The sequence below is a fragment of the Stenotrophomonas sp. genome (assembly GCF_032099025.1).
GTDB lineage: Bacteria > Pseudomonadota > Gammaproteobacteria > Xanthomonadales > Xanthomonadaceae > Stenotrophomonas.
Genome location: NZ_DAMCID010000009.1, coordinates 151,982 through 163,968, shown reverse-complemented (window position 1 = coordinate 163,968; position 11,987 = coordinate 151,982). Strand labels below are relative to the sequence as shown.

10 protein-coding genes are annotated in these 11,987 nt (G+C 69.7%); 2 read left to right on the top strand and 8 right to left on the bottom strand.

Going from position 1 to position 11,987, the window contains the following annotated elements:
- From RT456_RS08770 to RT456_RS08755, 4 genes are all read right to left on the bottom strand, one after another.
- Positions 1 to 958 (bottom strand): hypothetical protein (locus RT456_RS08770; RefSeq protein WP_313345245.1); only part of this gene is annotated, 958 nt, incomplete at its 3' end.
- A gap of 126 nt (positions 959 to 1,084) precedes the next feature.
- Positions 1,085 to 1,906, bottom strand: coding sequence for a serine protease (locus RT456_RS08765; RefSeq protein ID WP_313345243.1), 822 nt, complete (start codon positions 1,904 to 1,906; stop codon positions 1,085 to 1,087).
- A gap of 217 nt (positions 1,907 to 2,123) precedes the next feature.
- On the bottom strand, positions 2,124 to 2,843 hold the full coding sequence (gene pyrF / locus RT456_RS08760) for an orotidine-5'-phosphate decarboxylase (protein ID WP_313345240.1): 720 nt from the start codon (positions 2,841 to 2,843) through the stop codon (positions 2,124 to 2,126).
- A complete protein-coding gene (locus RT456_RS08755) occupies positions 2,840 to 3,772 on the bottom strand; it encodes a 5'-nucleotidase, lipoprotein e(P4) family (RefSeq protein WP_313345271.1) in 933 nt (310 codons plus the stop codon). Before RT456_RS08755 ends, pyrF begins: the two co-directional genes overlap by 4 nt.
- A gap of 103 nt (positions 3,773 to 3,875) precedes the next feature.
- Between RT456_RS08755 and RT456_RS08750 the strand changes: the two genes are divergently transcribed.
- Complete coding sequence (locus tag RT456_RS08750) at positions 3,876 to 4,538, top strand: DUF480 domain-containing protein (protein ID WP_313345236.1); 663 nt, start codon at positions 3,876 to 3,878, stop codon at positions 4,536 to 4,538.
- 83 nt (positions 4,539 to 4,621) lie between these two features.
- Here the strand turns inward: RT456_RS08750 and RT456_RS08745 are convergent, their stop codons facing one another.
- Positions 4,622 to 5,164 (bottom strand): GNAT family N-acetyltransferase, encoded by a 543-nt coding sequence (locus RT456_RS08745; RefSeq protein ID WP_313345234.1) that lies wholly within the window; start codon positions 5,162 to 5,164, stop codon positions 4,622 to 4,624.
- A gap of 186 nt (positions 5,165 to 5,350) precedes the next feature.
- A complete protein-coding gene (locus RT456_RS08740; protein ID WP_313345231.1) occupies positions 5,351 to 7,327 on the bottom strand; it encodes a UvrD-helicase domain-containing protein in 1,977 nt (658 codons plus the stop codon).
- A gap of 170 nt (positions 7,328 to 7,497) precedes the next feature.
- Here RT456_RS08740 and RT456_RS08735 point away from each other — a divergent pair, with 170 nt between their 5' ends.
- A complete protein-coding gene (locus tag RT456_RS08735; protein WP_313345228.1) occupies positions 7,498 to 8,118 on the top strand; it encodes a thymidine kinase in 621 nt (206 codons plus the stop codon).
- Here the strand turns inward: RT456_RS08735 and RT456_RS08730 are convergent, their stop codons facing one another.
- Entirely contained in the window at positions 8,119 to 9,720 is a 1,602-nt protein-coding gene (locus tag RT456_RS08730; protein WP_313345225.1) for a glucan biosynthesis protein D, read from the bottom strand.
- A 48-nt stretch (positions 9,721 to 9,768) separates the two neighbouring features.
- On the bottom strand, positions 9,769 to 11,987 hold a 2,219-nt coding region (locus RT456_RS08725; protein WP_313345223.1), incomplete at its 5' end, for a tetratricopeptide repeat-containing protein kinase family protein.

The window sequence follows — 11,987 nt, the reverse complement described above, 5'->3', positions numbered from 1 at the left end:
CCTTGACGGCTGCAGCGGCATCTGCTTCGGCGGCCTGCAGGGCGTCATGTTCAGCTTGCGCGGCCGCAGCGGCCGTGGCGGCGTCGCCCGCCTGCAGCAGCGCGTCGGTCTCCTCCAGGGTGCGCGCCAGGTACCAGTGCCCATCGCGACGCGTCATGCGCACCTGGGCCTCGATCTGCTCACCCGCCAAGGGGTACTGGATCCTCACCACGGCGCTGTCGCCCTGCTGGGAGACCAGTTCGCCACGCAGCCCGGTGAGGGCCGCATCCAGCGAGAGGCCATAGCTGGCCAGCGCGGTCTTGAACGCCTTGGCGAACGGCGCCAGGCGGCGCAGGCTGTCCTCCATGCCCGCGGCCTGCAGCTGCGCGTCGGTGGACAGGCCGCTGGTGCGCGCGGTCGCGGTGAGCAGGGTGATGGTGGTCCTGGCGCGCTGCTTGTCGGTCAGCGGTGCGGCGGCGGCCCAGCGGCTGAGCACGTCCACGACCTGGCTGTAATGGGCGCGCTCCGCCTCGCTGTAGTCGGTCTGGTTGCGCAGGTACTGAACACCGAACAGACCCATGGAATGGGCGGCCTGGCGTACGCCGGTGGCCTGGCCCGCGATCTGCGCGTCGAATGAACGCTGCAGGCGCTTCGGCGCATCGGCGGCGGACAGCGCCGCCATCATGGGCAGCAACTGGCCATCCAGGGGCAGATCGGTGAGTGGCCAACGGCTGTGCCCCTCGGCCCAGGCGGCCTGCAGCCGTGCGTACTGCGCCGGTGGCACTGACGCGCGGGCATAGCCGAGCAGGTCGTTGTCGGCCACATGGCGCACCAGCTGCTGCAGGGCAGCTACCGGCTCGGCGGCGGGCGCATCCGGATCGATCCGGTCGCGCTTGCACCCCGCCAGCAACACCAGTCCACAGAGCGACAGCGACAGCACCCAGGGTCGGTAGCGCCCCGGCATCAACGGCATGGACATGAATTCGGACTCCCCGGACCGGTCCGCATCTTGCGGCCTGCGCTGCGAAGCAGCAAGCCAGTGGCGCGACCGCCCGCGGCAACACCTCGCCGGCGTGACCGGCAAGGTGTTGTTTTTACGGGTTTTTCAGTCGCGCATCCAGGTCGCCTGGAGGAAATCGCGCACGTAGCCGCTGGACAAGCGTGCATACACGCCCGGCGCCCCGGCCTGCGCGCAGCCCTCGCCCCAGCTGACCGTGCCCAGCACGGTCCAGCGACCGCCCCGCTGCACCATCAGCGGCCCGCCGGAATCGCCCTGGCAGCTGTCCAGGCCTTCGGCGCCGGCGCAGATCACGGTACCGGCCTGTACCCCCGGATAGGCCTCACGGCAGGTGTTGAACGGCACGAACGGCACCTGCACCGTCTGCAGCACGGTCGGCAGCCCGGCGTCCGGCTGGCCGGTCACGCCCCAGCCGATCACGGTGAACCTGCGCCCGGGCCGCAGGTAGGAACTGTCGCCGCCCAGCTGCGGATCGGCCGGTTCGGCGCGGGTGATGGGGCGCTTGAGCTGGATCAGCGCCACGTCGTTGGTGAGGTCGCCCGCGTTGAACGCCGGGTGCACGTGGATGGCCTTCACGTTGGACACGCGGCGGCGTGGGGTGGTCTCCAGCGTGGTCTGGCCGACCAGCACGCTGAAGCCGGCCGGTGCCTGGCCATCGACGCAATGGGCCGCGGTGAGTACCCACGACGGTGAGATCAAGGTGCCCCCGCACCAGTGCCGGGCGTGGTCCGAGTCGCCGCGGCCCAGCTGCTGCAGGCTGGCGACGAACGGGTACTGCCCCGGCTGGGCATCGCTGCCGCCGATGATGCGCGGTGCATGGCCATCCAGCGGTGGGGTGGCCATGGCGGACAGCGGCAGGGTGGACAACATCAGGCCGACACACCAGGCCGACGGATAACGGATACGCATGCAGCACCTCCTTTGCAGTGAGTGGAAACAACAGGCACGCAGCCGGTGGCGCGTGCCAGGTTGATTCGACGGCAAAGGAAGCGGATCGACTGCGGCGTGCATCCCGTTTCAACGGGGCGGGCGCGGCGACAGCGATTGATGGTTTCGTTTCTGCGTACGGGCGCATGCCAACACCGGGACGGGGTTCCGTCCCGATGCGCGGCGCGCGCTCCGCCGATCAGCGCAGGGCGCTGCGGATCTCGGCCTGGATCGCCTCGGCGGCGGCGCGCGGGTCACTGGCCAGGCGGATCGGGCGGCCCACGACGATGGCGTCGGCACCGTCGGCGAAGGCCTGGGCCACGCCGACCGTGCGCTTCTGGTCGTCGCCGACCGGCCCCCCCGGACGGATGCCCGGGCACACGATCGAGAAACCGGCCCCGGTGGCGGCCCGGATCGGCCCCGCTTCCTGGCCCGATGCGATGACGCCGTCGATGCCGGCGGCCTGTGCGGCCAGCGCGCGCTCGACCACGACATCCACCGGTTCGCGGTCGATGCCCATGCCACGCAGGTCCTCACGGCCCATCGAGGTCAGCACGGTCACCGCCAGCAGCCGCATGTCGCTGCTGTTGGCCGCCGCGCAGGCCTCCATCATGGCCGGGTGCCAGCCGTGGATGGTGGCGTAGCTGACCGGCCACTGCGACAGCCGCTTGATCACCGCGGCGGCGGTGGCGGGGATATCGAAGAACTTCAGGTCGACGAACACGCGCTTGTCGCGCGCGGCCAGGGCATCAAGCACCTGGAAGTACTCGCCCGAGGCGAGCAGCTCCATGCCGATCTTGTAGAAGGACACCGCATCACCGAGCCGGTCCACCCACGCCAGCGCGTCCTCGCGCCCGGGCACGTCGAGCGCGAAGATCAGGCGTTCGTCCTTGCGCAGCGGCAGCGGGGCGCGGCTCACGGCGCGTAATCCAGCGCGGCGCGCTTGGCATCGTGGCGGGCCTGGCGCGACTGGCTGTAATCGTTGTTGAACTGCGCCGGCTCGAAGCCGCCGTAGGTCGGGTTGGGCAGCATCCACCAGCGCTCGCCGAACCAGTCGTGGTACTGCTGCAGCAGGGCATCGCGGCCATCGTTGGTGTTGGCCGTGACTTCCACGAAGTCGCCCAGCTGGTCACCGAACTGCATCAGCACGCGATACTGCTGGCCCGCCAGGCGGCGGCGGCAGTTCTTCTCGCTGCCGGCCTGCTCGCAGTCCTTGACCACCGTGCCCAGGCCCAGGAAGACGCTGTCATCGGCCACCGGCAGGCCTTCGGCGCGCAGGTTGGCCAGCGTGGCGTCCTTGAGGTGCACGGCGCGGTTGGAGATGTACAGCAGGGTCACGCCCTTGGCGTTGGCGGCCTTGGCGAAATCGACCACGCCCGGAATCGCCTTGGCCTTCTTCTCGGCAACCCACTGGTCCCAGCTCATCTCGTCGTATTCCTTGCCGTCGCGTACCAGGCGCGCCTGGTAGGGCGAGTTGTCCAGCACGGTCTCGTCCACGTCCAGCACCACGGCCGGCTTGAGGCCCTTGGCGGCGTTGCCGCGCTCTTCCGGCACCAGGGCGTCCCAGTTGGCTTCCTTCAGCGCCTTGTCCAGATGGTCGGCGGCGGCGCGGTAGGTCTGCTCGGTGATCGCCCGGTACTCCTGCGAACGCTGCATCCACAACACGGCGTTGAGGTTGTCGTTGGCCGCGACGGCGGCATCAGCGCTGGCGGTCGGTGCGGCAGTGGCGGCCGCAGCAGCCGGGGCGGCGGCTTCGGCGGGGGTTTCGGTGCGCTTGCACGCACCCAGCGCCAGCACGGCACAGGCAAGCACGGACAGGGAAACAGCGGTACGACGCATGGGGATCACCAGCAACAGAGTCGCGCCAGTTTACCGGCTTGGCCGTCGGCGTTCATGCCCGGCGCGGGGCTCGGCTATGCTGCACGCCCCTGGAACACCCCCGGAGCGCCCCATGACCGACGACACCCAGACCCCCGCCCTGCCCGTGCTGAGCGCGGCCCAGGCCCGCGCCCTGGGCTGCCTGATCGAGAAGGAGGCGACCACGCCGGACGCCTACCCGCTCACGGTCAACGCCGCGCAGGTGGCCGCCAACCAGAAGACCGCCCGCGAGCCGGTGCTGCAGCTGTCGACCGGCGACGTGCACCATGCGCTGCGCCAGCTGGAGACGATGGGACTGGCCCGCCAGCAGTTCTCCTCGCGCGCCGAGCGCTACGAGCACCGTGCCGGCAGCGCGCTGGACCTGACCCGCCAGCAGCTGGCCATCCTGGGCCTGCTGCTGCTGCGCGGCCCGCAGACCGTCAACGAACTGATGACGCGCAGCGACCGCCTGTTCCAGTTCCAGGACGCCGAGGAACTGCGCCACCACGTGGAGCGCATGATCCAGCGCGGCCTGGCCGTGCAGCTGCCGCGCGCCGGTGGCCAGCGCGAGGACCGCTACATGCACCTGCTGGCGGGCCCGGTGGACGTGCAGGCATTGGCCGAGCAGTACAAGTCGGCGCCCGCGAGCGGCGGTGGCGGCAACGCTGCGCTGGAAGCGCGCGTACAGGCGCTGGAAACCACGGTGGCCGCCCTGCAGGAACAGCTTGCAGAATTGCGCGCCCAACTGGGCGGTTGATGCCGAACGGAGCGGCACGCGCCCTAGCGGGTATCCATTGGCCAACCAGCGTTGAACGCCACCCGAAGCCACCCGTCAGCCGTTCAAGCTCCCACCACCGCCGGCGCCCCCGGCGTGGCGAACAGCAGCAGCACGTCTTCGTCGCGCGGTGATGGCAGACGCACATCGCCGCGGTCTTCCATGCCCAGCTTGCGCAGCAGCGCGGCGGAGCGGGCGTTTTCCGGGGCGACGATGCCGTACAGATCGGGATGGCCGAGCACATCGCGCGCGTAATGCATCACCCCGCGCGCGGCTTCGAACGCGTAGCCGTTGCCCTCGTACTGCGCCAACAGCGCATACCCCACGTCCGGTGCCGGCAAGCCGTCGCGGCGGACCAGCCCGGCATTGCCGAGCCAGGCGCCATCGCTGCGCCGGATGATGGCGTACATGCCGAACCCGTTGAGCGTGTAGCTGCCCAGCACGCGTTCGGCGGTGTAGTCGCGTGCCTGCGCCAGGGTGCGTACACCGCGGTCGGCGATGTGCCGGATGAAGCCGGGCTCGTTGAGCAGGGCCAGCATGTCGGCGGCATCATGATCGGGATCGATCAGGCGAAGATGCAGGCGGTCGGTCTGGATCAGGGCGGACATGGCGTCCCTCGCAGGCTGGAATAGGCCGATTGTGCAGGCTGCTCGGCGACGACGGTAGAGCCGACTGGGTAGAGCCGACTGTTAGTCGGCTGCTCTTCCTGGACGCCCGCGCGAACGGCAGCCGACTAACAGTCGGCTCTACCCAGTCGGTGTTCCACCCAGTCGGTGTCACCCGGTCGGCGCTGGCTAATCGAACAACGCCTCGATTGCCGCAAGGCCCGCGCTGGCGCGTTCCTTCTTGCGCGCCGCATCGGCCACCGGGTCGGCGCCGTCGCGCTGCATTTCCTCGGCCGGTATCTCATCGAAGAAGCGGCTGGGCTTGAGCCGCACATGCTCGCCGAACTTGCGGGTGAGCTTGCTGTAGCTCATCCACAGCTGCACCTTGGCGCGGGTGATGCCCACGTACAGGAGGCGGCGCTCTTCCTGCAGGTTGCCTTCATCCAAGCTGACCTGGTGCGGCAGCACACCGTCTTCGCAGCCGATGATGAACACGTACGGGAACTCGAGGCCCTTGGAGGCATGCATGGTCATCATGCGTACCTGGTTGCCGCCATCGTCCTTGTCGTTGCGCGACAACAACGCCAGCTGCGCGGCCAGGTCGGCGGTGGTGGCACCACGCGGGCCACCCTCGAACCATTGCGCCAGTTCTTCCAGGTTGCCCAGGCGACGCTGGTACACCGACTCTTCCTTGCACGCTCCCCGCAGTTCCGACACCAGCCCGGAGTCCTTGACCAGTTTGCGCACCAGGTCACCCGAACTGAGCTTCGGCATTTCCGCGCGCAGGTCGCGCAGGATGTCGGTGAAGCGGCTCAGGCCGTTGGCCGCGCGCGGCGGCAGCTGCGACAACGCGCCGATCGCCTCGGCGGCATGCGCCATCGGCAGGTCCTTGTCCGACGCCAGCTCGGCCAGCTTGGCCAGCGTGCCTGCGCCCACTTCGCGCTTGGGCGACTGCACCGCACGCATGAAGGCGGTGTCGTCGTCCGGGTTCACCAGCAGGCGCAGCCACGACAGCGTGTCCTTCACTTCCTGCCGTTCCAGGAACGCTGTGCCGCCGGTGATGTGGTACGGCGCGCGCACCAGCTGCAGCGCCTTCTCCAGCGGCCGCGACTGGAAGTTGCCGCGGAACAGGATGCAGAAATCGCTCCACGGAATCTGCTTGGACGTTGCGAGGTAGGAGATCTCGGCCGCGACTTTTTCCGCCTCGTGCTCGCTGTTGCGGCACTCCCACACGCGGATGCGCTCGCCGTCGGCCTGGTCGCTCCACAGCTTCTTGAGGTGCTCGTGCGGATTGTTGGCGATCAGCGCGTTGGCCGCGCGCAGCACGCGGTTGGAGCAGCGGTAGTTCTGCTCCAGCTTGATGATTTCCAGCGCCGGATAGTCGCGCGCCATCTGCTGCAGGTTTTCCGGGTTGGCGCCGCGCCAGGCGTAGATCGACTGGTCGTCGTCACCCACGCAGGTGAAGTTGCCCACGCTGCCGGCCAGCTGCTTGAGCAGCCGGTACTGTGCGTCGTTGGTGTCCTGGCACTCATCGACCAGCAGGTAGCCGATGCGTTCGCGCCAGGCCAGCGCGATCTCCGGGTTCTCTTCCAGCACCTGCACCGGCAGCCGGATCAGATCGTCGAAGTCCACCGCGTTGAACGCCGAAAGACGCAGCTGGTAGCGCTCGTAGACGCTGGCTGCTTCCTTCTCGCGGTTGCTGCGCGCCACCGCCATCGCCTGCTCGGGCGACAGGCCGGCGTTCTTCGCCCGCGAGATCAGGTTCTTCACGTCCTCGATGTCGTCCGGCTTGGCGCCGTACATCAGGTCCTTGATCTGCGAGGTCGAATCGTCGGCATCGAAGATCGAGAACCCGCGCTTGAGCCCCACGGCGGCGTGTTCGATCTGCAGGAACTTCAACCCGAGGGCATGGAAGGTGCAGATGGTCACTTCCTCCGCATCCGTGCCGTGCAGCCGCTTGGCCACACGCTCGCGCATTTCCTTGGCGGACTTGTTGGTGAAGGTGATCGCCGCGATCCGCCGCGCCGGGTAACGCCGGGTGCCGATCAGCTGGGCGATCTTCTCCACGATCACGCGCGTCTTGCCGCTGCCCGCGCCCGCGAGCACCAGCAATGGACCCTCGCAGTGCAGGACTGCCGCGCGTTGGGGAGGATTGAGACCGTGCATGCATTCTCCGTAGAGCCACGCCCTGCGTGGCTTCGCGACGTGGAACCCGCGCGCGCAGGGAGCGGCATTGTAACGGGGTCCGGGCGCGGCCGCCGGTGCGGGCGGAGCGCTCCGCTGATGAACCGGTTCATGCCGGCCACGGCAGGCGGGCAGACGTTTAGAATTCCGGCATGGCCAAGCTCTACTTCTACTATTCGGCGATGAACGCCGGCAAGACCACCACCCTGCTGCAGTCGGCACACAACTACCGCGAGCGCGGCATGCGGGTGGCGATCCTGACCCCGCGCCTGGACGACCGCGCCGGGCGTGGCGTGGTGGCCTCGCGGATCGGGCTCAAGGCGGACGGCGTGGCTTTCGACCGTGACACGGACCTGGAGCGCCTGATCGGCGACGACATCGCCCGCCACGGGCCGTTGGGCTGCGTGCTGGTGGACGAGGCGCAGTTCCTCAGCCGCAGCCAGGTCTGGCAGCTCAGCGAGGTGGTCGACCAGCTGCGCATTCCGGTGCTGTGCTACGGGCTGCGCACCGACTTCCGCGGCGAGCTGTTCGAGGGCAGCCAGTACCTGCTGGCCTGGGCCGACGAGATGCAGGAGATCAAGACCATCTGCCACAGCGGCAAGAAGGCCACCATGACCGTGCGCGTGGACGAACACGGCCACGCGGTACAGGACGGCCCGCAGGTGGAGATCGGCGGCAACGAACGGTACGTGTCGGTCAGCCGCGCCGAGTTCAAGAAGATCACCCGCGGCGAGGGCCGCATCGATCCGATGCAGGCCCCATTGCCGCTTTGATCAATACAGGGTTCGTTCCGGCGCCCCCACCGGCGGCGGCGAATAGTGGTACAACCACGTTTCCGTCAGGGTTTTCCCGCCGCTGCGCAGGTACAGGCGGATGTCGATCTGGTCGGTGCTGTCGTCCGGCGGGACCAGGTCGAACATGGCGCGGTAGCCCTTGATCTCCCGCAGCGGACGCGCCGAGACGGTCTCGGTGCGGCCACGGCTGACCTGCACCACGGCTTCCACCTCGCCCTTGTCGATCAGCGCAGCCAGTTCGCCACCCTGGAAGTCCACGGCAAACCGCCACGAGAAGTACTCGCGCTTCTTGCCGATCACGCCGCCCAGGCCGGTACGGGTGGCCGCGGCCTGGGCCAGCGTCGGCCGTGCGGGCGGCTCGGCGCCCCAGTACAGCCGGTAGCCCAGCAGCATTTCCTGGCCCGGCTGCGGCTTGGCTTCCGGGTTCCAGAACGCCACGATGTTGTCGAAGGTCTCGTCCACGGTGGGGATTTCCACCAGCTGCACCGAGCCCTTGCCCCACTGCCCCTTCGGCTCCACCCACAGGCACGGGCGCTTCTCGTAGAACACGCCATCGTCCTGGTAATGGTCGAAGTTGCGGTCGCGCTGGAGCAGGCCGAAGCCGCGAGGGTTGTTGTCCACGAACATGTTGAAGCGCAGCTGGCGCGGATTGGACAGCGGCCGCCAGATCCACTCGCCCGCACCGGTCCACATCGACAGGCCATCGGTATCGTGGATTTCCGGACGCCAGTCCCAGGCCATGCGGCGGTCGTTCTCGCCCACCTGGTACATGCTGGTGCAGGGCGCGATCCCCAGCCGCTCGATGGCCTTGCGCGGGTACAGCGCCACGTCCACGTCCATCAGCAGCACGTCGCCATTGGTGATGGCAAAGCGGTAGGCGCCGGCCACGCTGGGCGAATCCAGCAGCGCGTACACCACCAGCGTGTTGGAGTCGGCCGCCGGCTGCTCCAGGAAGTAGGCGATGAAGTCCGGGAATTCCTCCGGCCGCCCCATGCCCGTGTCGATCGCCAGGCCACGCGCGGACTGGCCGTACTGGCCTTCCTTGCCGACCGCACGGAAGTAGCTGGCGCCCAGGAACGCGGCGAAATCGCGGTCGGTGTCCTGGCGGGTGTTGAGGCGGAACCCGGCGAAGCCCAGGTCCGCCGGCAGGTGGCTGCCTTTCAGGCCGCTCTTGCCGTAATCGAACGCGGCCGGGTCGTAGGCCAGTTCCTGCGCCTTGCCGTCGACGATGTCGAACATGCGCACCGGCGAATGGAAGTACAGGCCCAGGTGGAAGAACTTCGCCTGGAAGCGACCGGGCTGGTCCGCCCACAGGGCGTGGTCCTGGCGGTAGCTGATCGACTGGTACTGGTCCCAGTCCAGTGCCTCCAGCGGCCCCGGCAAGGTACGCCGGTGGCTCTTGTAGGCCGCCTCGGACAGCGCGCGTGCCTGCCCCTTGAGCGTGGCGAAGTCGAATGGCTGCGGCTGGCCGAGCCGGCGCAGGCCCACCTGGCTGCCCTGCGCGGCACAGGCCGGCAGCGCGGGGAAACCGATGGCGGCCAGGGCCAGGGAGGCGTTGCGGATGAAGTCGCGTCGTTGCATGCAGGCAGCGATGGCAGGAAAGGGCCGGCCATCATAGGCACGCTTGCGTTAATTCGCCGCTGTGGTGGCGGCGCGGCGTTCAGGCTGGCCCGCCCGGGCCAGCGTTCCCCCGGCCGGGCACGCCTGCAGCGCGCGCTCGATCTGCCGCGCCACCCGGCCGCCCTGCGGGCGCTGCTGCTTCACCTCGGCCTGCAGGCGCAGCAGCGTCTCGCGGCCCCGCGCAGGGGTGTCGGCGCAGGCCAGCTCACCCAATGCAGCGCGTGCCAGCCAGCGCAGCTGGGTGCTGCGCGGGTCCTGGGCGTCGCCCTGGGTGAGCGGCTGCAGCGCACGCCGCGCCTCCACCGGTTGGCCCATGCGGACCAGGTTGCGGCCCCATGCCAGCTGCACGGTCCTGCGCTGCCACGCCGCGTCCGGTCCACCGCGCGCGGAATGCCGCATCAGGGCAGCCAGGCGGTCGCCGGCCTGCCACGGGTCCACATGCTCGCCAATGATCTCGGCCATCCTGCGGTCCGCTCGCTGCACCTCCGGATCGTCGTCGCCCCGCTGCGCCGCCTGCCACTGGCGGCCCTCGCGCAGCGCCGCCAGCGCGTCCTGCCAGCGCCCCACCTCGGCCAGCGCGCTGCCGTAGTCGTACAGGCCCTGCGGCAGCAGCCCCACGCAATCCGGTTGCCGCCAGATCGCCACCGCACGCCCGAAGTCGGCCACCGCCGCCTCGGCGTCGCCACGCTCCACCGCCGAACGCCCCAGGGCATGCCAGGTCTGGCCGGTGTCCCGGTGCTGGTCGCCCAGCGCGCGCAGGGTCAACCGGTGCACCTGCTGCAGCGTGGCTTCGGCCTGCGCCAGGTCGCCGCGCTGCAGGGCCAGGCTGGCGCGCAGGCGGCGGATGCTCAACGTCTCCGGGTGGTCGGCGCCATACAGGCTGACCGCGTCGGACCAGGCGATGTGCAGGGTCTGTTCGGCGGCCTCCAGGTCGCCCTGCGCCGCCAGCGTCTCACCCAGGTGGCGGCGCAGCGTGACCCGCTGCGGGTGGCGTTCGCTGGTGCGCGCCTGCAGCAGCGCCAATGCCTGGCGATACCCGGACAGCGCCGCCTGTGCATGCCCTTCGTCGTTATCCAGCGCGGCCAGGTCGGCCAGGCTCTCCGCGGTTCCGGTGGCGTCGTGGAGCACGCTACGGCGCAGCGACAGGGCCAGCCCGAAGGCATCGCGCGCCTCGTCGCGGTAGCCAAGCAGCTGCTGGCAGCGGCCCAGCTGGGCGTGGTATTCGGCTACCTGCGAGGGCAGCAGCTGTCGCTGTTCCACCGCCAGGGCCCGCATCGGGGTCATGTGCGCCACGCACTCACGCGACCGACCGAGCATGCGCAGCGCGCGGCCGCGCTGCGTCACCGCTTCCAGCTGCAGCACGGGCGGAACCTCCTCCACCTGCTCCAGCAGCGCACGCTGGCGGTCCAGGGTCTGCAGCGCCAGCTGGTAGTCGCCCATGCCGATGCGCAGGCGCCCGATCACGCCCTCCAGGTCGGCCAGCGGCAGGGGCTGGTCGGCCAGCTCGGCTTCGCCGCGCTGCTGGCCGGTCGCCAGCAGCTGACGCACGTCGAAGCTGCCGTGGCGCACGCTGGCGGCACGGTCGAACAGGCCGATGGTGAAGTCCTGCATGGCCTGCGCGCGGGCGATCTCGCGCCGCGCCTGCTGCATCTGCCACAGCGCCAGCACCGCCAGCGCGGCCAGGGCCAGCACGCACAGCGCGCCCAGCGCCACGCCCCAGCGGTGACGGCCCAGATACTTGCGCAGGCGGTACAGCGTGCGCTGCGGCCGCGCATGGATCGGGCGCCCCTCCAGGTACCGCTGCAGGTCCTGCGCCAGCGCCTCCACCGAGGCGTAGCGCTGCGCAGGTTCCTTCTGCAGTGCCTTGAGCAGCAGGGTGTCCAGGTCGCCGCGCAGACGGCGGGACAGGCGGCGCGCGGCCGTTGTCGGCGGCGCATCGGCGGTCTCGCCGCGCAGCACCACGCTGGAGGCGCGCGGGGCGTTGACCTCCAGGATCGAGCGTTCCCATTCGGCGTCGCTGTTCCGGCGCAGGCGGTAGGGCTTGCGCCCGGTGATCACCTCGAACAGCACCACGCCCAGCGAATACACGTCGGTCAGCGTGGTCACCGCCTCGCCGCGCACCTGTTCCGGCGCCGCGTAGTGCAGGGTGAAGGCGCGCGCCTCGGTCGGCGGATGCGCCGCGTTGGCGCGCGCCTCGTCGTCGTCGAGCAGTTTGGCGATGCCGAAAT